At 45.3% G+C, this 24,314-nt stretch carries 10 protein-coding genes; 1 reads left to right on the forward strand and 9 read right to left on the reverse strand.

The genetic code is table 11. From position 1 onward, the window contains the following. Positions 1–202: 202 nt before the first annotated feature. The 4 genes from NYP69_RS03550 to NYP69_RS03565 form a co-directional block, all read right to left on the reverse strand. Entirely contained in the window at positions 203–1,783 is a 1,581-nt protein-coding gene (locus tag NYP69_RS03550; protein WP_415704743.1) for an aminopeptidase P family protein, read from the reverse strand. 132 nt (positions 1,784–1,915) lie between these two features. Next, complete coding sequence (pepN, locus tag NYP69_RS03555) at positions 1,916–4,528, reverse strand: aminopeptidase N (protein ID WP_473412926.1); 2,613 nt, start codon at positions 4,526–4,528, stop codon at positions 1,916–1,918. A 115-nt stretch (positions 4,529–4,643) separates the two neighbouring features. Beyond that, positions 4,644–6,599 (reverse strand): ribonuclease J, encoded by a 1,956-nt coding sequence (locus NYP69_RS03560; RefSeq protein ID WP_032843039.1) that lies wholly within the window; start codon positions 6,597–6,599, stop codon positions 4,644–4,646. Between the two features lie 152 nt (positions 6,600–6,751). After that, positions 6,752–6,895, reverse strand: coding sequence for a hypothetical protein (locus tag NYP69_RS03565; RefSeq protein ID WP_004132738.1), 144 nt, complete (start codon positions 6,893–6,895; stop codon positions 6,752–6,754). A 327-nt stretch (positions 6,896–7,222) separates the two neighbouring features. Here NYP69_RS03565 and NYP69_RS03570 point away from each other — a divergent pair, with 327 nt between their 5' ends. After that, a complete protein-coding gene (locus NYP69_RS03570) occupies positions 7,223–8,626 on the forward strand; it encodes an MFS transporter (RefSeq protein WP_102704921.1) in 1,404 nt (467 codons plus the stop codon). Positions 8,627–8,814: 188 nt separating this feature from the next. Here NYP69_RS03570 and NYP69_RS03575 read toward each other — a convergent pair whose 3' ends face one another. The 5 genes from NYP69_RS03575 to NYP69_RS03595 form a co-directional block, all read right to left on the reverse strand. Next, positions 8,815–9,495, reverse strand: a complete 681-nt coding sequence (locus NYP69_RS03575; protein WP_472781484.1) for a GNAT family N-acetyltransferase — start codon at positions 9,493–9,495, stop codon at positions 8,815–8,817. Between the two features lie 87 nt (positions 9,496–9,582). After that, positions 9,583–13,830, reverse strand: a complete 4,248-nt coding sequence (locus tag NYP69_RS03580; protein ID WP_473412927.1) for an ATP-dependent DNA helicase — start codon at positions 13,828–13,830, stop codon at positions 9,583–9,585. Next, on the reverse strand, positions 13,820–18,769 hold the full coding sequence (locus tag NYP69_RS03585) for a PD-(D/E)XK nuclease family protein (protein ID WP_473412928.1): 4,950 nt from the start codon (positions 18,767–18,769) through the stop codon (positions 13,820–13,822). The genes NYP69_RS03580 and NYP69_RS03585 overlap by 11 nt, the downstream gene beginning before the upstream one ends. A gap of 219 nt (positions 18,770–18,988) precedes the next feature. After that, complete coding sequence (locus tag NYP69_RS03590; RefSeq protein WP_101889710.1) at positions 18,989–19,759, reverse strand: hypothetical protein; 771 nt, start codon at positions 19,757–19,759, stop codon at positions 18,989–18,991. Positions 19,760–20,274: 515 nt separating this feature from the next. Then, positions 20,275–24,294, reverse strand: a complete 4,020-nt coding sequence (locus NYP69_RS03595; RefSeq protein WP_473410602.1) for a DNA-directed RNA polymerase subunit beta' — start codon at positions 24,292–24,294, stop codon at positions 20,275–20,277. Positions 24,295–24,314: the final 20 nt, after the last annotated feature.

The following is a 24,314-nucleotide window of genomic DNA, read 5'->3' on the forward strand; positions in this document are numbered from 1 at the left end:
TATAAAACGCATGAAACATATAAAGCATATGCAGCACACAAGCCACATAAGCCGCAATAAAGTAATGTTGTTATAACAACTAAGTGCTATAACAACATTATTGCGTAAAGATTAGATAATTAATTTAGATGATCTTAGATGATTCTAGATAATCCTAGATAATCCTAGACAATCTTAGACAATCCGTTTAGATAGCAGCACACTATTTAGCAGCGCGCTGAGCCATCCAAGCTTCAACATCTTCGATTTGCTTAGGAATATCGATAGAAAGCCATTCAGGACCATTCTCCGTCATCAAAACATCATCTTCAATGCGGATTCCGATTCCGCGCATTTCTGGCGGAAGCATAAGATCATTGGCAGCAAAGTACAAGCCAGGCTCGATTGTAAAAATCATTCCTGGAGTAATCTTCGCACCCTGATAAGCCTCGTAGCGAGCTTGAGCGCAATCGTGAACATCTAGACCCAAGTGGTGAGCAACACCACACGCATGCCAGCGACGATGCTGCTGACCTTGCGGAGAAAGCGATTCCTCAACGCTAACTTTTAGAATGCCCCACTCGTGCAAATGCTCTGCAAGCACGCGCATGCAAGCGTGGTGAATATCGCTGTAGGTAGCACCTGGCTTAGCAGCCTCAAAACCAGCTTGCTGAGCGTCGAGAACGCACTGGTAAAGCTTCTTTTGCAAATCCGTAAACTTGCCATTGGTTGGGAAAGTTCGCGTAATATCTGCTGTGTAAAGGCTGTTAACTTCTACGCCAGCGTCAATCAAAAGAAGATCACCGCTAGAAACCACGCCCGTGTTGCGCATCCAGTGCAAAATTGGAGCGTGCTTGCCAGAAGCAACAATTGTATCGTAGCCAACTTCGTTTCCAACTTCTCGAGCAACGGAGTTAAAAGCGCCTTCAATCATGCGTTCAGAATGATCCTTGCCCAAAGCTTGAGGCAAACGCGTAAGCATGCGATCAAAGCCTAACTTTGTAGCAGCAACAGCTTTGCGCATTTCGCAAATCTCGTAGGCATCTTTAAGCATTCGCGCTTCGGCAGCCACTTCGTGCAGCTTATCGTCTGCAGCAATGTTAGCATCTTCGTCGCTAAATCCACTCGCTTCTCTTAAAGCATCTACGCGCGCAGTTAGATCAGCATCCGACTCGCGCACAATTCGCACGCGCACGCTTTCGGCAGCGCTATTATCGTCGCTAACGTTTTTTGCAATCGCGTCGTCAAGCTCGGCAATATCGCGCGTTTCAATGCCAGTCATAGCCTTAAGCTCTTTAAGTCCTGCGCGAGGACCAACCCAGTATTCGCCGTAGTGTGGGTCTTTATAGAATGCTGCAGTGCTATTGTCTGCGCGAGGTGCCACAAAAAGCTGCGGAACGTGGGTTTTGCCCGCCGCTTCCTCTTCGCTGCCTGCTTGCACTGGCTCAAGCACAAGAACAGCGCCTGCCTCGTAATCCTGACCCAAGCCAGTGTAATATGCGAAAGTCGTGTCTGGCCTAAAAGCGTAGTCGCAATCGTTATTGCGCACTTTTGGCTGGCCTGCTGGAATAACAAGGCGCTCGCCTGGGAATCGCTTGCCAAGCGCCTCTAGACGCACTGGTGTGTATTTCGACGATTCAAGCGGTTCGATTTGAGGCTCCTGGTTATCCCAGCCGCTAGTCATAAACTCTTTAAAGGAATCGCTGTTTGGTCGCAAAGATCGATTGTTTACGCGGTCTTGCGCTTTTTGCGTACCATCCGCGTTTAGTTGCTCACCATGTATTGTTGGCGTTGATTGATGCATATCTTCTGCCATCTTGCGACTCCTTGAGTTTAATCTTAATCAACTTAATCTTAATCAACTTAGATTCAATCTACATTTCCCTATTTTCTTATTAGGAATGTACATTGAAAATTGCTATTTGATTGCAAAAAACTAGAGCGAAGCGTTGTAATGCTGCACTTTAAGCGTGCGTCGAGAAGAATCGAGCTTGCCGAGCACCATGCGCCGCAAAGCTTGATCCGCATCCTTATGCTCATCAAGCCAGCTTTGCCCGCGCTCAACCAACTCGTCTACATCCGCATAATTTGGATACAAGCCTTCAATCAAAGTTTCCGCCATATGGAATGTGCGATTCTTCCAAATCCACTCAACTTCCGCAAAGTAGCGCTCAACATAAGGCTTAACCAAATCGCCTTTAGCAGTGCTTGCAAATCCAGCAACCACAGCACCCATTTGCATATTAGTCAAATCAAGATTACGCAAAGCCTGTTCAAAAGCCCAATCCTTAGCTTCTGCAGTTGAGCGAGCAGCACGAGCCTGGTATGCGTATTCACGATTCTCGGTAGTATCGCGCTTTTTAAGTTCCGCGTCAATTCCAGCTTCGTCCAAAGCATTTACGCCTGCGAGCGCAATCAAAATGCTCCAACGCAAGTCGTTATCTATTTCCAAGCCTTCTAAGCTCACAGAACCGTCAAGCAATCCGTTAGCGATTTGTACAAACTCAGCATCTCCAACTTCGCCGTATCCAAGATAAGCCTTTAGCAACTGGAATTGCTCGTCGGAGCCTGCCGAAGCTGCCAAAGCCAACTGCCATAGTTCATGAGCAACATGCTTTGCGACTTCTGCTTGGCGCTCAGGCACCACGTAGTGGCTTGCAGTTACCTTTACTTGACCAAGAGCATAGCGGAAAGTCGTAGATTCGCGCTCAGTTGCCAAGGCCTTAAGGCTAAGCTCCACAAAGCGCTCTGCTGGGAATTCCGCGTCGCGAGTCATATCCCACAGTGCAAGCCAAATAAGAGAGCGCGTCAAAGAATCCTTAAAGCGGTAAAGATTTTCGGCAGCAAACTCAAGCGACTTTGCGTCAAAACGTAGCTTTGTGTAAGTCAAGTCGTCGTCGTTTACAAGAATAAGCGCAGGCCTTTGCAATCCGCGCGCTTCCGCCACTTCCGTCACTTCGCCATCAACATCTAGTTCGATTCGCTTTGTGCGCACAATCTCGCCACTTGCTTCGTCCACATTGTAGAATCCAACAGCCAAGCGATGCGCGCGCAAAACTGGATGCTCAACTGGGGCGCTCTGACGCAAACGCAAGGAAGCAATAGTACCGTCTTCAGCTTCTTCGACTTCTGTAGAAATCGTGTTAATTCCAGCCTTTTCAAGCCATTGCGCACTCCAAGACTTAAGATCGCGTCCGCTTGTAAGCTCCAACTCGTGCAACAAATCAGCCAAAGTTGCGTTACTATAAGCGTGCTTGCTCAAATAGTTGTGAATTCCTTCAAAGAACTTTTCGCGGCCAACATATGCTACAAGTTGCTTCAAAACAGAAGCGCCCTTTGCGTAAGTAATGCCGTCGAAGTTAACGGAAGTGTCGTTCAAATCGTTGATTGGAGCCACGATTGGATGCATTGTTGGAAGCTGATCTTGATTAAGCGCCCAACTCTTTTCGCCAGAATTAAATGTGCTCCAAGCGTCGTGCCATTCGGTTGCTTCAGCCGTTGCAAGCGTAGACGTAAACTCAGCAAAAGACTCGTTGAGCCAAAGATCGTTCCACCACTTCATAGTTACGTAGTCGCCGAACCACATGTGTGCAAGCTCGTGCAAAACTGTTACAACGCGGCGCTCAGCATAAGCGTCTGTAACTTTGGACTCAAACACGTATTGGTCGCGAATTGTAACCATACCAATGTTTTCCATAGCTCCAGCGTTGTATTCTGGCACGTAAATCTGATCGTACTTTGCGTACGGATATGGCACTCCCCAAGTCTTAGCGTAGAAAGCAAAGCCCTTCTTTGTAATGTCAAACAAGTAGTCAACATCTTTTGCAAAAGCGTCTTTAAGTGCCTGACGGCAGTACATTGCCATTGGAACTACGCGGCCGTCCTCATTGTTGTAAGACGTGTGCCATTCGGCGTAAGGACCTGCGCAAATCGCAGTTAAGTAGGAGCTCATTTTTGGAGTTGACTCAAACACCCAGCGCTTCATGCCTTCTACAGCGCCATTTTCCAAAGTGCCATCTTCCGTCTTGCGCCCTTCAATCGCAGTTTCGCTTTTAACTGGCATGTTGGAAGTAACAATCCAACTTTCTGGAGCATCCACACTAAAGTCAAAAACAGCCTTCAAATCTGGCTGGTCAAACACTGCATAAACGCGGCGAGCGTCTGGAACCTCAAATTGCGTGTAAAGGTAAACGTTGCCGTCGGAAGGATCAACGCTTCTGTGCAAGCCTTCGCCCGTGTTGGAATATTGGCAATTTGCTACAACTTCTACTGTGTTGTGCTCAGCCAAATTTGCAAGCTCGATGCGACTATCTGCAAAAACCTTAGAAACGTCAAGAGAAACGCCATTAAGCACAACGGATTCAACACTGTTTGCAATCAAATCGAGGAAGCTTGTTCCACCAACTTTTGCGCCAAACTCAATTTTTGTGTGCGACTTAAAATCGCGGCCACCCTTGCCTAAATCAAGTGCAACAGTGTAGTGAATTGGCATTTGGATAGCGCTAAAACGTTCCGCAGCTTCTACGCGAGTCAGATTTGCTCCTGGCATATTAACTTCCTTTTGTGTTTATTGTGTATTTACTTGTGTATTTATGGTGATTTTACTTTATTTATGATTTTTACGTGGCTCTTATCGCTTGACTAGTCCTTGACTAATCACTTGACTAATCCTTTTGCGCAAGATCCGCAACAACAGGCACAATCATTGGCTTTCTACGCAACGCGCGCGCAATCCAACTTCCAAGCGTTCTTCGCATAATCTGCTGAAGCTTGTGCGTGTCTTTCTCGCCGTGCATCATGGCATCTTGAAGCTGGAAAACAATCTGAGATCGAACCTTTTCAAAATCAGATTCGTCTTCTGCAACAGCATTCAAGTAAATCTTTGGACCTGCTACAACGTCTGCGCTATCTGTATTTACAACTACAAAACTAGACACAAAGCCTTCCGTACCAAGGATTCTGCGCTTTTCCAGCTCTTCGTCTGTAAGCTCTCCAACGGAATCGCCGTCAACGTACACGTATCCGCATGGAACAGAGCCAACAACAGCAGCATTTCCGTGGTACAAGTCCACAACATCGCCATCTTCTGCCAAAACAACATTCTTAGGGTCCACGCCCGTTTTAACAGCAATCAAACCGTTTGCAACAAGATGCCTGTGTTCTCCGTGGATTGGCATAGCGCACTTTGGCTTAACAATGTTGTACAAATAGAGCAACTCACCCTCGTTGCAATGACCAGATACGTGGATTGCAGCATTGTCTTTGTTGATTACGCGAGCGCCCATTTGCACAAGCTTGTTAATAACCTTATAAACTTCGTGCTCGTTTCCTGGAATTAGAGAGCTTGCAAGAATAACGGTATCGAACTCGTTAACTGTAATATCTTTGTGTATTCCGTCTGCGATTCGTCCAAGTGCTGCCATTGGCTCGCCTTGAGATCCTGTGCACATATAAACAAGCTTATCGTCTTGAATATCTTTTGCTTGCTTTAGATCTACAACAGTATTTTCTGGAATATGCAAGTAGCCAAGATCGGCCGCAATCGACATATTTCTAACCATTGATCGCCCAACAAACACCACTTTTCGACCATACTTGTGCGCAGCATCTACGACTTGCTGAACGCGGTGAACGTGGCTAGAGAAGCTTGCTACGATTATCTTGCGCGATGCGTTAGCAAACGCTTGATCCAAAGCCGGTCCAATAGTGGTTTCTGGCTTAACAAATCCTGGAATCTCAGCGTTTGTGGAATCAGCCATTAATAGGTCAATTCCTTGCTCGCCAAGCTTTCCGAATTCAACTAAATCAGTAAGCCTATGGTCTAGTGGAAGCTGATCTAACTTTATATCTCCAGTGTCTATAATCGTTCCCGCTGGCGTTTTTACGCATACAGCAAGAGCGTCTGGAATCGAGTGCGTTACGCTAATAAACTCCAAATTGTATGGGCCAACTTTTAGCTTTGAGCGGCCTTCTACCTGAATTGTTTTTGGCTTAATCTTGTGTTCTTCGCACTTTGCTTCAACAAACGCAAGAGTGAGCTTAGACCCGATTAGCGGAATATCTGGGCGCATTTTAAGCAAATACGGCACGCCGCCAATGTGGTCTTCGTGGCCGTGAGTTAAAACTAGCGCGTCTACTTTATCTAGTCTGTTTTGAATGTAGTGGAAGTCTGGCAAAATCAGATCCACGCCTGGCTGCTCTTCTTCTGGGAAAAGCACTCCGCAATCTATAAGCAAAATATGGCCGTTATATTCAATAACGTTCATATTTCGGCCAATTTCACCCAATCCACCAAGCGGAACGATTCGCATTGACCCCTTGCGATACTTTGGAGGCGCAACAAGCGCGCCCTCTCGCTGATCATTTACCACTGGCGGAAGCGCATTGTAAGTGGCTTTAGAGCTTTTAGGAGACTTAAATCCTTTAGATGCCCTACTCACCTTATTCGATTCAGAGTCTTTAGTTTTTTTAGTTTTTGTATTTTTATTTGTAGTTTTATTTTCTTTTTTCACAGTTTTTGTTGACTTTTTATTGTTTATATCTGAGGATTGAGGAATTTTTACAGAGTCTACAATCTCTGCAAGAATCTCATCCGTCGATTGCATCGTTGTATCACTCATCTGCTCTATTGTAGCGTTAAGCCTCAACGGATTTACAAAACTGCGACTTCGCACGTCAACAAAAGCGGCAATCACAAAAATGCCGTAAAAAATAAAAGTCGAAAATATTAAGCTAAATCTAATGCTCTAGCAATCAAATACTCTAATGCACTCTAGTGCTTGCCGTATTTTTTCCAAATCTTAATTCCAATACCAACAAGAACAACCACGATTGCAAAAATCATGGAGCCAAGTATTGCAGAACCTGATTGAATGTTAGCAAATCCAGATGCCGAGCAAATAAGTGAACCAAACATTACGCACCTTCTAAAATTCTTGTTTCTCATTTTTATTAGAGAAAATCAATTATCTCTAATTCTACAATACTTTTCTTCAAAAGATAATCTCTATATACAATCGCAAAAAATCGTAAAAACAATCACATCGCAATAGACGCGACTAATCTGCGCGAAAACTTTTCCGCACTTTGTACCACATTTGACCCAAAACACGTACAAACACGGGAAAACAAAACAACATCGGCAAACTTTGACGCCATAATGTAGACTAGAAAGACACTCAAAAATCAATCATGCTAAACATGCTAAACATGCTAAGCGCGTACAAATTTAAGGGAAGTGAATATGTCATCGCAATCGGCGCAGCAAAAGTCTTCGCCTATGTCAAACTACGCAAAATTGTTCTCTTTTGAAGGAACACGAGCGTTTTGCATATCTGGAGCAATAGCAAGGCTGCCTATTTCGATGATGGGCTTAGGAATTGTTCTAGCCTTAAACCACATTTATAATAATTGGACAATTGCAGGCACTATGAGCGCCGCATACGTGCTATCGCAAGCAGCCGTAACGCCATTATATGCAAAGCTTTTTGATAGATTCGGCCAGCGAAAAGTGGGTGTAATCGCCCTAAGTGCGCAAGTTGTTTGCATGCTGTCGTTTGCAACCGCCGCACTTTTCCACATACCTTTGCCAATACTGTTTGCGCTTGCAATTTTAATGGGTGTTACACAATTTGCGTTCGGCGCGCTTGTTAGAACTCGCTGGGCATACACTCTTAAAAGTCAAACTGACGACACGCTGCTAAACGTTGCATACGCGCTGGAATCTGGAATCGACGAGATTGTGTTTATATTCGGACCAATTCTTGCAGCGTGGCTTGCCACTAGCGTTCACCCTGTATCTCAGCTTTTTGTGCCAGTTTTGGCAAGCGGACTAGGCGGAGCATGGTTCTTGTCACTTAAAAACACGCAACCTGCGGTTGTTAAAATTGTGCAAGTAGAAAGCGCACCCGCAAATGATGAAGATGTGCGAGCTGCGCTGGAAAATGGCCCTTACCGTACATCGGAAGACTCGGCGGAAGACTCGTCAAAAAATGGCAAGAAACTAATCGCAAAAAATCTTAGAGATAGGCTTTCACTAAAACAGCTGAGGAACACAAATCGCAAAAACAAGTCAAAAAACGTGCTTCTATACCGCGGAATTATACCGCTTGTTGTTATGTTCCTTGTTTTTAACATGAGTTTTAGCGCCTTTGACGTATCTGTTACAGCAGCAATGCGCGCACAAGGATTAGACAAACTGATCGGCTTGCAACTTGCGCTGTTTGCATGCGGGTCTTTAGTTGGAGCCGTTATTTTTGGCTCGCATAAATTCCGCGGTTCTAATTGGTCTCATCTAATCGTGTTTCTAAGCCTGCTTACCATTGGCTTTATTCTTATGAACATTAACATAGATAGACTTGTGCTTCTAAGCATTTTTGAGCTTTTAAGTGGATTATGCGTTTCGCCGATTTTTGCAACTGGAAACCTTATTGTTAAAGACACGATTCCAGAGCATTCGCTTACCGAAGGATTATCTTGGCTGCCAACAGCATCGGCTACTGGCGCTTCGCTTGGATCCATGGTTGCAGGCTTTGCGATTGACGCGTGGAGTTCGCACGGCGGAATGATGGTTCCGTGGATTTCTACGCTTGTTGCGATTCCAATCGCGTCAATTGGGTGGATTATTGTAACGCGCAAGCGCAGCTAATACGCGCAAGCATTCTTCCGTATTTTGTACGCGCGACGACCTGCCTGAGCACTTAGAGCGTAGCGTGCGAGGGCAATTCGGAGCGCTGAGCCGCTCAAGGCAGAAGCATTGCTTCTGCGCGGCGAAGACGTTCGCGCGCTTAGACCGCGCGAACGATTGGCCAAATTTGGTACAAAAAGCGGAGTTAATCAACGCGATTGATGCGTGCGTCTGGTGCGGTTTACAAACGGCTCGCCCGAGTATATGTACAAGTCCTCAACAAGGTCTTTTACGCGATCCGCATACTTTTCGTGATCTTTTTTAGCCCACGTAGCATCTCGCCTAAGCCCGTGATAATCGTAAAAACTAACATCGCAAGCCGTGTCTGTGTGCAAAAAGTAGCGGTTCACTCCGCGGCTGCGCAAATGTTGCATTGTGCGCTTCCACAATCCGCCGCCGACTCCGTGCCCGCGAGCGTCTGGAGAAACAATAAAAAGCTCCAACTCTGCCTGAGTCAAGTCGTTTATATGGCTCATCGCCTCCAACTTGCGCTCAATCTGACCCATTGAAATCGCAGAATCCAGCGCTTTTACGTGCAAAGAATCGTCTTTGCTAGACATCTTTGCTTCTTGCTCTTCTAGCATCTTCTGAACTTGCTTAAACAGCACTTTATCTCCGTACACGCGCGCAAGAAGCAGCCCCATAAATTTGCCGTTTATTGTTGCAACAGTTCCGTAAGTAGAAGGCTCCAAATAGTGCAGCACGAATCGCCTAGAAAGATTGCGCGAAGCGTCTGCTCCAACAGCATTCGCAATCCCCCATGTGCGCTCGTATTCTTCTACGATTGCGTCAATGTCGTTAATTTTAACTGGACGAAACTCAACCGTCATTTTGTCCTTCTTTTACTTTTACTAACTTTACTTTTACTAACTTAAATCGGCTTATGCTCTACTTTTAGATTACCAAATACGTTGATTCTAAAAAGATGCCTCGCTCAAAATCTCGTCACGAGTTTTGCACAGCGCGTGAATCTCGCGATTTTCCGCACGCGCCTCGCTAACGTAGTAAAGAGTGGCGTCAATGCAGCTTAAATCAACGTTTGTAGCGCGCGCAAGCAGTAGCCTATACCAGTCAAGCTGCTCAAGTTTTAGGCGAATATCTTCCGCACTTTTTGGCCGCTTACCCGTCTTCCAATCAACGATTGTGTAGAGTTTTGATTCGTCGTTAGCGTCTAATCCTCCTGCAAAAACAGCATCCAAAGTGCCGTTGATGATTCTATTTGCAAACTCCGTATTATCGACTTGCATTAAAATCGGCATTTCTGCAGCAAGCGGCACTCGTTTTGCCCAACGCGATTCTATAAGCCGTTGCTTCCATTGATTTAGTGCGCAACTTTGAGAATCCGAATCCTTGCGATTCTGATTAAACTCGTAAAGCAAATCTTTGCGATCTTGAGGAATAAATTGCTCATCCAGCAAAGTGCCATTTTTTACAATAGTACGCCACTTAGCGCACTCGGATGCACTAGAAGACACTGCCGAATCCACAAATTGCTGCGCCCACGCGTGGAATTTTGTACCGAGATTTGCATCCATCGACGAAACGGACGGAATTGGGCGAATGCAAGCCAATAGATTGTTGTAAACTCGATCGTTTGCGCGCGCGCTAGCGTTTGCGTTTGCGTTTACATCAGGCGCAACTTTGCTTATTTTTTGCAAAGACGTTACGTTAAGCCTAGATCCGTTGGAAATCTTTTCCACCTTTTTTGCTAAGTCTTCTAGAGAATAATCGCCAGCGTTTTGCGATGTTAAATCGGCGTCTTGAACAAACGCTTTTGCGCGGTAATAAAGCGATTTTTGATGTGATATTAAGGAAGATTCGCCATCGGCATTGCCACTAAAATCACCATTAAAATCTTCACTTTTAACATCTTCACCCTTAACAAGCTTTGCAGATTCTTGAAGCGCATTTTCTACATCTTCACTCAAAGCACAAGGCCATTCAAGCACGCTTTCTTTAGCACGCGAATCGCTTTGAACTTTAATTTTTCCAAACTCTTTAGAAAGCTCACCTGCAAAATCGCCTGCAATAAAGCCAAAAACGTCTTCGCCGGAATCGCCAGAATCCGCAGAATTACTAGGATTCGCAGCATCACCAGAGACAGAATCGCCAGAATTTTCCGCCTCGCATTTTTTAACTTCAATCACACCATTAAGCGACTTTATAGCTTCCATCGACTCCTTAAGAAACACCGAAGCTGCACGCTTACGCCCATTTTCTTCCGAATCTCCCGAATTTGCTGAACCAGTTAAAAGCGCTGCAAACTTTGCGCGCGTAAGAGCAACGTACATAAGGTGGCGCTCGTCCATGTGAAGCTGGATTCCGCGCTCCTCACTTTGCGTAAATGGCATAAAATCAACGCTTTGCTGGGATTTATACGCATTATACACACGGCGAGTTTCTTCGCTCAAAAAATCGCCAGAATCCGCAGAACCACAATCCTCAGAGCCAGCATCCACCTCTTGAACAGCAGCCGCAAAATCACACAAAGCTTTGATTCTATCTGGTTTAATCTCGTCAAAAATCTTTTGCACACTATCTAAACTTTGCATGGATTTTTGCGGATGCATTGCCTCGGCACGCGTTACTGTATGCGGAAAATGCGGCAAAATATTGGCATCCACGCGCAACGCAGAAGGCACGCTTGTAGCAAACTCAATCGGTATGCGAGCGCTGGCTTGCCCATTATCATCAACTTTTAGCGAATCGCCTTGATTGCTTGGAAAAGCGCCCTCGTTTAGCCCAACTACAGCAACTGCTGGCCATTGCAAACCCTTTGATTGGTGAACTGTCATTAAAACAACTTGCGCACTATTTTGCTCTGTTCCAGAAGCTTGCAAATCAAGCGTTTTTGCTGAGTCAATCCAATTGATTAGTCCGCGCAAACTAACATCTTGCCACTCGCCCATCTCTTGCACATACGTTTCTACAATCGCGTTTAGCGAATCTAGAACATTGTGCATGTCGTTAAGCATTGTTTGATTGCTAAAATCCTTGTATTTTAAGGCCGCTCCAACAGCGCTATCAATATCTACGTTAAGCGCTTCAACAGCCGATTGCATAACGCTTGTTAGAGAATTTCTTTGCACGCGATCAACTTTATTTAGGATTTTACTAAGTCGACTTACTGCAGCAAATGCATGTGCGCTCAGCTTTTCTCGCATTTGGCTAACCCAATAATCGCCAGCAACCGCAGACTTACCAGAATCGCCAGAATCCCCACTCGCCCCAAAATCGCCAAAATCGCGCATAATCAAATCCGCTAAATACACTCCGCCATAAATATTTATGACTTGCGCCGATATTTCCCCACTATTCGCCTTATTTCTAAGATTGCGAACGGCAGAATCCCACTGGCTTCTAGGCAATCCATCCTCAACAAGCCCAGCCGATGCATACACGTTGTAAAGATATTCCGTATTCGCACTATTTGCGATTGATGCCAACACACCCAAATCCGCGGTAGATAGCGCAAAACGAGGAGTGGCAAGAAGACGCATAAGCGAATTGGAGTCGCTATGGTCTTGAATCACTCTTAGCAAACTCAAAACATCTTTAACAGCAGGCTTTTCAATAAGCGAAGAGTAGCCAACTATGCTCGTGCGAATACCAGCATCCTCCAGCTTTTGAGCATATTGCGGCATTTTTGCTTTACTTCTAAAAAGAATCGCAAGTTGTGGTTCCAGTGGATTTTCGCCATATTTTTCAACGATTTTCTTAGCGAATTGCACAACTGCATCAATTTCTTCGCCTTGATTTGGCATAAACAACGCGCAAACAGTTCCATTTGGCGCATCATCTTTTGGCTTTAAAGTTTCCACTTGCACTTCGCGATCGTCAATGCTGCTAAATCTACGACTTGCGTTTTGCGTTGAATTATCGCCATTTTCCGCGCGCATCGGCTCGGTTAGCGCGTTTGCAACTTTTAGTATAAACAGCGAATTTCTGCGCGTAACAGTTAGCGAATACTTGTTTTGCGCGCTTATGTTAAAGTCTTGTTCAAACTTGCAAAAAGCTCCAGTCGAAGCACCTCTAAACGAATAGATTGCTTGGAACGGGTCACCTACTGCCATAACATGCGTGCGATTCCCTTCTGCAGCAGCATTACCATAAAACAGCGTATTTATAAGCATTGCTTGCGTTGTAGAAGTATCTTGATACTCGTCTAAAAGAACTTGCGAATATTGATTCCTGTATTGCGCGCAAATCGAAGGAAAATGCGTAACCAAATAATAAGCTGCAATCGTAAAATCGCTAAATTGCGCCATGTTTACGCGCTTTTTTTCGGCGTCAAATTGTAAAACAAGATCTAGCAAAATGTCTCGTTTTAGGCAAGCGTTGTATAGATTTATGCAAAATTGCAAGCACGAATCATTCCAATATTTTTCGTAATTTTTGCACGCATTCTTAAATTTTTCCGCAGACGCTTTCTCCACGTCTTGCTCACTCATTCCAGCTGTTTTTTTGACTTTTTTGTATTTTGGAATCGCTGGAGCTTTTGCGCTTAGCGGCGATTCTACTTTTCTATCTGCAATAACATTTTTTAAGTGTTTTGCAAACTCATTATTCCACTCGCGTATTTTTTGAACAGCTTGAGACACGCTTGAGCACGTTTCGCCTATACTATCTACTCCAATCATCGAGCACGATATTTCGGCACAAAGATTAATAACATCAGCACACAAAGTGTCAAAATTATATAGCTTACTTAAATTTTTAGCGTTATTTTGTGGATTATCTAAATATTTTCCGATTATACTTTTTATGATTTCCATCGCGCCAGCGTCGCTTAATGGCATTGTGTTTTGATTAAAGCCAACCAAAAGGCCGTATCTTCTTACGATTGATTGAAAGAACGCGTCATACGTCATAACTTCTGGCTTTAAGAATGACTTTGCTCCGCTTGCACTAACCTCCGCCGAAACGCGACTTAGCAATTCTGCAGCAGCTTTGTTTGTAAACGTTAAACCCAATATAGACTCTGGCGGAACTTTGCTTTTAATTAAATGTATTACGCGACGAGTCATGGTGTACGTTTTGCCGCTTCCAGCTCCAGCAACTATTAGCACGTCTTGATTAATCGGCGCTTCTATAACGTTTTTTTGCTCTAAGCTTGGACCACTATTATGTGTGGACTTTATGGCGCTAACGTTGTTATTGCTCATTTTTACCTTCAATCACTTCGTAAACAGTGTCCACTTTTTCCGCACACGCAGGGCAAACGTCTAAACATCTACAATAATTTTTATGATCCGCTTTTGGCTCTACAGCAAAACTCGTTGATTTAACAGCAGCAGCGGCAAAAAATACGCGAGATATCATCATAAGCGACCATTTTGCGCGCATTGGCAAGCCTACAAAATCCGCCCACGCACTTTGACTTACGCCTTGCGCAGGATTTTGAGCATCAATATTTGGAAGATCGTAAAGGCGATTATTGTTAGAATATCTGTAACGACTTATGATTTCACTAGCGCTTAACGAGCCATCCTCATCAAACAGCGAAGGCTGACAAATGTTCTCTGCAACGCCATTATCTTGCGCAGGAGAATCCTTGTACACAACGTGGAACAGCGCACTTCGCGCGATTTTTGTGTGCTTAAGCTTTAGCAATTGCTCATAGTCTTTATTGTTTTCGGAGCAAAAAACAATTCCCAGTTGATAGCAAATAAGCTGCAAATCATTAAAAACTTGCTGTGTTTTAGGAACTTTTCCTGTTTTATAGTCGATTAGGCGAATTTGTTGCGTGTTGTCGTTTAACTTTCTAAGTTCCATGCGGTCGATTCGCCCCTGGATTCTAACGCGCAAATCGCATGAGCCGCCATTAGGCCATCCGCCTACCAAAAATCCCATTATTGAATAAAGATCTTCCAAGCTTATTTGCGATTTAGCAGCAAGATTGTACGCGTTTAGAATATCGTCAAAGCCAAAAGTGGCGTTTATTTTGCACTCGCAATAAGCTTCCTCGAGACTACCCAAAGGAACATCTGCAATAGTCGGCTTTGCTGTTTTTGACTTTTCTGGAGCAGGCAGAATCTTTGTTACAACACCATCTTCGTCTTTTTGCGCAAGAATCGGGTAATTCTGCCCGTTTAGCGAGCCTACAAAATATTGAGCAATCGTGTAAAGCGCGCGGCGAACATTCAAATCGTTTTTTATAAAACGGTAGCGGTCTTTTACATTAGAAATACTAGAATCACTTGGGCAAATCGAATAATAATGCTCAATCATCTTATTCGCAACATCTTCAATCGCCTTTTTTTGCAAAGCACTAAACGATTCAAACGAAAAATCAAAGTCCGAAAATTCCTGCGCGCGAGCGCCAACAAACCCACTAACAAAAGCTTGAAGCTGTGGGTAGTTTTTGCGCAAATAATCGTTGTCTAAATGCTCATCTTGACTTGCCCACCTTGCAGTTTCGTGAATAAGCGTGCCGAATTGCGCTGCCGTACTTCCTACAGTCGGGCCAGCAAATTTACTCTCCAAAAGGCAACAAACTGGGCAAGACCAAAGTTTATCTACCATTGAAGGAGATAGAGTTACAAGATTTTTATTAGTGGAGATTTTTTCTTGTGACTTTTCTTGTGACTTTAGTGGCGATTCTTCTTGCGATTCAGCGGTTGCTTGCGATTCTTCGGTTGCTTGCGATTCTGGCTTCGCAGAACCAATCGCAGAATCGTAATTTTTACGCATAAAATCCCAATTATCTGGATTTGCTGCATCAACTCCGTTGTTTTTGAGCAGATTTAACGCATCTAACGCATCTTGAATCGTAGAATTTTTTGCCATTTTATGGCCATCATTAGAGCCACACTCCTCTTTAGCAAGCGTGATTCTAGACGCACAAACAAGACCTCTTGCATCGGCATCAACCGCCGCAAAATCGCCACAAAAATCTGTGTAATCGCAGCTTCCGTCTTGATTTCTCCAATAAATCTCTGGCAAATAGTAGTACAAAAAGTCCGAAGGAACGCAATCATCACTATTAACCGCACTTATGCAAAGATGCTTGCGAGCGCGCGTAATTGCCATTAGCAAGCTGCGCTGTTCGCCAGTAAAAATCGCTTGCTTATCACTTACGCAAATGCCATTAGGATTTTTAGAATACGCGTCAAAAAAGTACGTTATATCTCCACTTTCTCCACTTTCTCCACTTAAAATCCTGCTATTTAGCACAATATCAACAAGCGTTTCCGAAGCAAACATAGTGCTTCTAGCGGCAGTATTCGGCCAAACTCGCTGCTGAACCGCAGGAATCCACACGTAATCCCACGTTCTTCCAACCGAGCCAGAAGGCGTTGTAAGAGTCACAGCGTCTGGAAGAGGCGCCACGCTTGCAAGCGAATCCGCTTCGATTTCCATTTGGCGAACTTGATCAATAAACTCCACGATTGTTGGAGCAGCCGAGACTCCATTAGGCGTCTGCTGGCCTTGTGAGACTGTATACGAGAACGAATCCGCGTACTCAAAAAGACGCATTGCAGCATCTAGCCTATCGTTTGCCGCGCGGCCTTCATCACTATTACTAAGCGCTTGAATTTGCCACTTTTTAGCGCAATTGCAAAGATTCCAAGCCTTGCTTAAAACGTAGCTAACTTGATTTTCTCCGCTGTTTTTAACTTTTTCAAGGTTATTTTTTAGATTTTTAGAAAGTCTTAGAACAATATTAAACACGCGCATCAACGCACGCATATGAACACTGTTTGGGCGCATTTTTTGCAAAACAGAAAAGATTTCTGTAGATTTTACGCCTTGATTCTCTTCGTTTTCTGAATCACCTAAATCGCCAGAATCCGCAGAGCAGCCGTCAATAAGCGCCTTAAGAATCAAAAGATAACACGACTCAATGCTAAATTGCGTGCTATTTGCGTTTGGTTGCGCGCTAAAAACGCGATTGTCAACCGTAACGCTTGCGCTTTCAATCGCAGATGGCTCGTTTGCGCCTAAAAGGCGATTGCTAAGCGCTTTCCATTGCTCTATAAGACCGTGTAATGGCGAATTTTCTCCGCTTGCATTTGCACCGTTCGCCTTTGCACCGTTCGCCTTTGCACCATTTGCATTCGCGCCTAAAATCACTTCGCTAAGAGAACAAATTGAGCGCATAAGCGAGTCAACAGCAGCCAAACTTGCGCAATTGTAGTCACCAGAATCCACAAGCGGACTTTCCAAAACGGTCTTTATTCTAGAACGAACAAAATGCGCAATCGAATAAAGCGTGTAATTGCCCGAATGCACGCTTTTTGCTAAATCGTCAACGCTTTTTTGGCTAAATTGCGCTAACTCAATAATCGCAAAAAGCGCTTTAATAAACGGCTCGTCTCTAAGCGCGCGCGTGACGCTCGAGTAGCGCACAGGAACTCCGTCTTTTCTAAGACGCTCGCCAAACGCGCGAACTGTTGCATTATCGTGCGCAATTATTGCCATGTTTTTCCACGGAATCTTATTGTCTAGATGAGCGCGCTTTATTTGCCAAATAACGCAATCCATCTCTTGGCTAGGAGTTCTGTACAAATCGCCAGAAACCGAAGAATTTTCTGTTTTTTGCGAATTTAATTCGATTTTTTCTATAGGAAAAGCACCTTGAATATTGGCCATTTTCCAAGCCCTGCGGGCGATAGGCGTTTGCGTTGGCATAAGCGAAGCAATCGAAAGAGAAACGCGCGCAGAAAAAAGATTTAGCGCAATTGAGCGATTAGGCTGATTTAGAAAATCAGGGAGATTATGCGATTCTTGGCGCTTTACATCTTGCGACGCCTGTGTTGCAAAATCTTCGCCAAATCCTTCGACCTTATAATCGCAAATTTTAGAAACAGCAGCTTGCATAACGCCATTTTGCGCTGATTCAACAACGTAATCTGGGTACGATCCGCGGAATGATTGCACGGATTCGTCGGGATTTGCCGTTAAAATAATTCTCACGCCCAAGCGCGCTAGCGACTCAAGAAAAGCCAAACCAGCAAGCGTTACATCGTGAAAATCGTCAACAACCAGCATGTGCGGAAGGAAGAGTTTAAGAGCGTAAAACTCAAGTGAAGAATCGCAAGCCGCCGAAGATTCATTAGCACTATCGCAATGTAAATTATTAAAAATATCGTTCAAAATTTGAACGCCACTTGCCAAAAGCCTAGAAGAATCAAGCCTAAAAGCGTTCGGATACTTTTTGCGCACGCAATCCGCATACTCGCTTCTAAGAGCAAAAGCCAAATTCCATTGAGTTCTAATGCGGCTAACAATAATAGACGATACAAAATCTGAGTTAACGCTAAGCTGCGAGTCCAAACTGTTCAGCATATTTTTTTCCGCAAAGTCGCTTACAATGCCCATCTCGTCTAAGCGCGCGAGCATATCTCGAAGTTGGTGAATAAAAGCGCTATTTACAGAGATGTTAGAGATGTAATTAGAATCGAGCGAATCATGTGAATCACTAAAATCATGCGAATCATACGAATCCTCGCTATTTTGCGCGTTTTGTAATTTAGAAATTGTGTAAATCCAAGAATCACTAGAAGAATCACTAGAAGAATCACTAGAAGAATCTTTAGACGAAGAATCTTTGGAATAGTCGCTAGCAAAATACTCACTAAAAAGAGCGCAAACTTTGCAATTGCCACTATCGCCTTGCAAAACGTGATTAACGTGTACGCGCACAACTTCGCGAAGAAGAGCATCTTGCTCAGCGCCATTAAGCAACTTAGGTGCAGGCATGCCAAAAAGCTTGTTTCGCGCGGAAATCAAACTAAACGCAAGCGCGGAAAGTGTGCCAACTGGGCGCGATTGATGCGAAACACCCAAGTTTTGAATCACGTAATCCGACATTCGTGCAGCTGTAGAGCGATTTTGAGCAGCAGCAACAGCTATATCACCACGAATAGCGTTTTTTAGCAAAAGCTGCGCAGCGCGATTATTGAGCGAGCAAGGCGAATCAGATGCCGCGCTCCAATCAAAACGCAAACCCAAAAGCAACGCGCTAAGCGCAAAACTTGACTTGCCAGCGTTTGGTGCTCCAAAAACAAGCAAAACATTGGTGTTGCGTTCATGCGCGTTTTTAAGAGTGCCATTTAGCAACGATTGAACAGCAGCCAGCGCAGAATCTTCCGTACACATAAACACAATTCTACCAACTGGCGCGAGCTATTCCCGCGTCTGTTTATTTTTGCCCGCGTTTGTTTCTTTTTGCCCACGTTTGTTTACGTTTCGGCCTATTTTGGGAACAAAAGCAAGAACACTTTCTTGTGTTTGTTTATTTTTCCCCGCGTTTGTTTACGTTTCAGCCAATTTTGGGAACAAATGCGGGAAATTGGTGTGTGTTGTTAGTCGCGCTCACTATTGCTGACTAGAAAAGCGCTTAGCGCGAGCGTTTTTAATCGCAAGAAATGCTATTCCAATGCCAATAAAAATCAGCGTAAAGATTGCAAGCAAATAAACAACACCCACTCCAAGCGTTGTGGAATTAAACGTGTTTGGCGCAAATCCAAACCATCCTGCAGGCGCTTTGTAGTTCAAAAAATTGTACGGCGCTGCCATAGCATGATCCCCCCAACGCACGCCAGCAAACTCGCTTAGAGCAACAGCGTACGCAACGTAAGTGAGCGGCGGAATCGTAGCAAAATAAACGTGCGCACGGCTGGACTTGTACTTGTAATCAAAAAGAATAAAGTCAAAAATCGCAAGCAACGGCGTTATAAAATGCACACATAAGCTTGAGCACCCATTGTTCATGTACGCGCCAACAAATCCGAGCTTGTTTGTAGGAGCCAAGAAGCAAAGATATAGCGTAAAAGTGACAGCGATTGAAATCGTCATCATAAATTTAAAAACGTACCATGCGTTTGGTTTTGAATCTACCCAACCGCCAGCCTGCTCAGCCTGCTCAACCTGCTCATCGCTTTTAGACTTAAGAGCACTTCGCGTGTCTAGAATCAGCGAGCCAAGCAGCGCCGCGCAAATCATCAAGTTAGAAAGATTCGTAAAATACGTTAGCGCCATTGAATCCCAAGACATTGCCATTCCGTAAATAGAGCATACGATTGCAATAACTCGAATTATGGTTCTTGTAACGTAATCTTTGCGCGTTAGGACTAGTGTTTCGCTCATTTTAAGCTCGCTTTCAAATAAGTTTTAATTCTTATTTATGTTCTTCGATTATTTATGTTCTTCGATTTTTCGCATAAACACATTTCGTTTTACATAAATAAGATTTACTATACTTGACTCCGATCTATAAATAGCAAAACGTGCAAAATTCAATGGCGATTTTTGTAGATAATGCCAAACAATCTGCCGCAACGCGCGACGACCTGCCTTTTCGCTTGAGAAGCGTAGCGCGAAAAGGCAATTCGGAGCGCTGAGCCGCTTAGAGCAGAAGCACTGCTTCTGCGCGGCGAAGACGTTCGCGCGCTTAGACCGCGCGAACGACAGTACCTACCTTTTCGCTTAAAGCGTAGCGCGCGATTTTCCGCATTTTGTTGCTCGACACGCCGATTAGAGCAACATTTTCGGCAAAAATGCAAAAAACAAAAAGCCGCTGCAAGATGCGTAAAACAACTTGCAACGGCTAGTCGAAGTGGATTTGCTTGATTAAGCAATCACACAATCAATCAATCACATGATTACTCAATGTCATCATCGTAATCACTCTGACCACCTTGATCGTCAAGGTAATCATCTGGATTAAAATCATCACCGAGCTTCATGTCTCCAAAATCAATGTTAGAGAAGTCAACATCTGTCATGTCGCTTTCACCAAAGTTTGATGGAGTGCTATTTTCAGCAGTCACAGCAAGGTTTGGATACATAGCGTCACGAACTTCTGGATCCGCAGACACATCCGCATTACGGTAGCGCGCCAAACCAGTACCAGCTGGGATGAGCTTACCAATAATCACGTTCTCCTTTAGACCCTTAAGATCATCTTCCTTCTGACTCAAAGCAGCCTCAGTAAGCACGCGTGTAGTCTCCTGGAAGGATGCAGCAGAAAGCCAAGAATCCGTAGCCAAAGAAGCTTTGGTAATACCCATAAGCTCTGGTCGACCAGCAGCAGGCTTACCGCCATTCTTAACGGCAGCAAGATTTGCCTCGCGGAACTTTGCCTGATCCACAAGCTCACCTGGAAGCAACTCTGTGTCTCCAGAATCAATCACCGTAATACGGCGAAGCATCTGGTGAACAATAACCTCAATGTGCTTATCGTGAATATCAACGCCCTGAGAACGGTAAACGTTGTGAACTTCTTCCACAATATTCACCTGAGCAGCGCGCGGACCAAGGATTCGCAAAATCTTCTTAGGATCCACAGAACCCTCAATAAGCTGCGTGCCAACCTCAACGTGGTCGCCATCCTTAACAAGCATTGGAGCGCGGCGAGTTACTGGATAAACGATTGGCTCAACGGTTGTATCGTCTGGAGTCAAAGTGACTTGACGGCCGTGATCCGTATCTTCTACCTTTACAACGCCTGGGAACTCTGCGATTGGAGCCTCGCCCTTAGGAGTACGAGCCTCAAAAAGCTCGGTAACACGAGGAAGACCCTGCGTAATATCGCTTGCAGAAGCAACGCCACCAGAGTGGAAGGAACGAAGCGTAAGCTGCGTACCAGGCTCACCAATGGACTGTGCTGCAACAATACCAACAGCCTCGCCAACATCCACGAGTCGGCTTGTAGCCAAAGACCAGCCGTAGCACTTTGCGCAAACGCCGCGCTTAGACTCGCAAGTAAGCACAGAGCGAGCCTTAACCTCTTCAACGCCGTGCGCAACCAAACTGCGCAAAACGTCCATAGAAAGCGCGTCTCCACACTTTGCCAAAACTGTTGTACCGTCTGCAGGATCGAGCACGTCTGCAGCAAGCAAGCGAGAGTATGGGCCACCATCAGCAGCCTTAACAAGCGTCAAATTGCCGTTTTCGTCGCGGTCCGCAATCTTCATCATAAGGCCACGTTTCGTGCCGCAATCTTCTTCGCGAACAATAACTTCCTGCGAAACGTCCACAAGACGACGAGTCAAGTAGCCAGATTCTGCTGTACGAAGTGCGGTATCTGCCAAGCCCTTACGAGCACCGTGCTGCGAGATGAAGTACTCCAACACGGAAAGGCCATCGCGGTAGTTTGACTTAACAGGACGAGGAATAATCTCACCCTTAGGATTTGCCACCAAGCCTCGCATACCAGCAATCTGACGAATCTGCATCCAGTTACCACGCGCGCCAGACTGAACCATAATGTTCACGTTGTTGTCGTCGTGGAAGTTCTCGCGCATTGCGTCTGCAACCTTATCGGTGCATTCTGTCCACAAGTTAATCAACTCTTGACGACGCTCTTCGTCTGTAAGAAGACCCATATCGTACTGGGAGTTGATCTTTGCAGCCTGATCCTCGTAATCTTGCGCAATCTGCTCGCGATTTGGAGGAAGCACAATATCCGAGAATGCCATTGTAACGCCAGACCAAGGTGCACGCGTAAAGCCAAGATCCTTCAAAGCATCAAGGCTTGCCGCCACTTGCGCGGTGGAATAACGCGTAGCAATGTCGTCAACAATCTTAGAAAGCACGCCCTTTGGAACCTGCTGGTTTACAAACGGATAGTCCTCTGGAAGAGTGCTATTAAACAGCACGCGACCGCAAGACGTTGCAAACAGAACAGTTCCATCCTTAAAGCGCTCTTCGTGAACAACATCTGGGCTGCCTGGCTCTGGGTCTACAACCTTAAGCTCGGAAGGTTCCCAATCCTTTGGCAAAACAAAGTCTGCAGGAACGCGGATTAACACCTTAGCTTGCATGTCAATCTCGTGCTTGTCTAGCGCCATTTGAGCTTCTGCAAGCGAGGAGAAGATTCGGCCTTGACCCTTTGCACCGTCGATTACGGTAGACAAGTAGTACAAGCCCAAAATCATATCCTGAGATGGCATTGTAACGGTGTGACCATCTGCTGGCTTTAAGATGTTGTCGGATGCCATCATCAAGCTGCGAGCTTCTGCTTGAGCTTCGGCGGAAAGTGGCAAATGCACTGCCATCTGGTCACCATCGAAGTCGGCGTTGAATGCTGCGCAAGCAAGTGGTGGCAAGTGAATTGCCTTACCTTCAACCAAGATTGGCTCAAATGCCTGAATACCCAAGCGGTGAAGCGTAGGTGCGCGGTTAAGAAGAACAGGATGCTCGGAAATAACTTCCTCGAGCACGCCCCAAACCTCGGAATCTCCGCGATCCACAAGGCGCTTTGCGCTCTTCATATTCTGAGCAAAGCCCTGATCTACCAAACGCTTAATAACGAATGGCTTAAACAGCTCCAACGCCATTGGCTTAGGCAAGCCGCATTGATGCATGCGAAGGCTTGGGCCAACAACGATTACGGAACGGCCAGAGTAATCAACTCGCTTACCGAGCAAGTTCTGACGGAATCGACCCTGCTTACCCTTAAGCATGTCGGAAAGCGACTTTAATGGCCTATTGGATGCGCCAGTTACTGGGCGTCCACGACGACCGTTGTCGAAGAGTGAATCAACAGCTTCCTGAAGCATGCGCTTTTCGTTATTAAGCATGATTTCAGGAGCGCCAAGCTCAATCAGCCTCTTCAAACGATTGTTACGGTTGATTACACGACGGTACAAATCGTTCAAATCAGATGTTGCAAAGCGGCCACCATCAAGCTGAACCATTGGTCGCAAGTCTGGTGGGATTACTGGAATAACGTCCAAAACCATTGCTTCTGGCTTGTTTCCAGTAGTCAAGAACGCGTTCACAACCTTAAGTCGCTTCAAAGCGCGCGCCTTGCGCTGACCAGTACCATTGTCGATTTCTTCGCGAAGTTCTACTGCAGCAGACTTAAGATCGAAGTCTTGCAAGCGCTTCTTGATTGCTTCCGCGCCCATGCATCCTTCAAAGTAGTCGCCATAGCGATCTTCCATCTCTCGCCAAAGATCAACATCGCCTTCCATATCTCCTGCACGCAAGCCCTTAAAGCGATCGAAAACTGCGTTCAAACGCTGAATTTGCTCGTCGTAGCGAGTACGGATAGCAGACATTTCGCGCTCAGCTCCAGCACGCAACTTAGACTTTGCGCTACCTTTTGCCTCGCCCGATTCTTCTAGCTCGTGAAAATCTTCTTCTGCCTTCTTTGCGCGCGCATCAATCTCGTTGTCGCGGCGCTTACGAAGATTGCCAATTTCGGTATCAAACTCGTCTTGCAAGTCTGGAAGATCTTGGTGACGCTGCTCTTCGTCTACCTTAGTAACCATGTAAGCTGCAAAGTAGATGACTTTTTCCAAGTCTTTTGGAGCAATATCGAGCAAATATCCCAAGCGGCTTGGCACACCCTTGAAGAACCAAATGTGTGTTACAGGAGCCGCAAGCTCAATATGACCCATGCGTTCACGGCGAACGCGGCTGCGTGTAACTTCCACGCCGCATCGCTCGCACACGATTCCCTTAAAGCGTACGCGCTTATACTTGCCGCACGCGCACTCCCAATCGCGAGTAGGACCAAAAATCTGCTCACCGAACAGACCATCCTTCTCTGGCTTAAGGGTACGGTAATTAATGGTTTCTGGCTTCTTAACTTCGCCGTGGCTCCAGCTACGGATGTCTTCGGCAGTGGCCAGTCCAATCCTCAGTTTGTCAAATGCGTTGACGTCCAGCACTATTATCGTCCTGTCTCATG

It is taken from the genome of Gardnerella sp. c17Ua_118 (assembly GCF_055804255.1).

Excerpts from the sequence above, each read along its gene's own strand:
- NYP69_RS03560 (WP_032843039.1), bottom strand. The coding sequence starts at position 6,599 with ATGAGTGATACAACGATGCAATCGACGGATGAGATTCTTGCAGAGATT.
- pepN (WP_473412926.1), bottom strand. The coding sequence starts at position 4,528 with ATGCCAGGAGCAAATCTGACTCGCGTAGAAGCTGCGGAACGTTTTAGC.
- NYP69_RS03575 (WP_472781484.1), bottom strand. The coding sequence starts at position 9,495 with ATGACGGTTGAGTTTCGTCCAGTTAAAATTAACGACATTGACGCAATC.
- NYP69_RS03565 (WP_004132738.1), bottom strand. The coding sequence starts at position 6,895 with ATGTTTGGTTCACTTATTTGCTCGGCATCTGGATTTGCTAACATTCAA.
- NYP69_RS03590 (WP_101889710.1), bottom strand. The coding sequence starts at position 19,759 with ATGAGCGAAACACTAGTCCTAACGCGCAAAGATTACGTTACAAGAACC.
- NYP69_RS03580 (WP_473412927.1), bottom strand. The coding sequence starts at position 13,830 with ATGAGCAATAACAACGTTAGCGCCATAAAGTCCACACATAATAGTGGT.
- NYP69_RS03585 (WP_473412928.1), bottom strand. The coding sequence starts at position 18,769 with ATGTGTACGGAAGATTCTGCGCTGGCTGCTGTTCAATCGTTGCTAAAT.
- NYP69_RS03570 (WP_102704921.1), top strand. The coding sequence starts at position 7,223 with ATGTCATCGCAATCGGCGCAGCAAAAGTCTTCGCCTATGTCAAACTAC.
- NYP69_RS03550 (WP_415704743.1), bottom strand. The coding sequence starts at position 1,783 with ATGCATCAATCAACGCCAACAATACATGGTGAGCAACTAAACGCGGAT.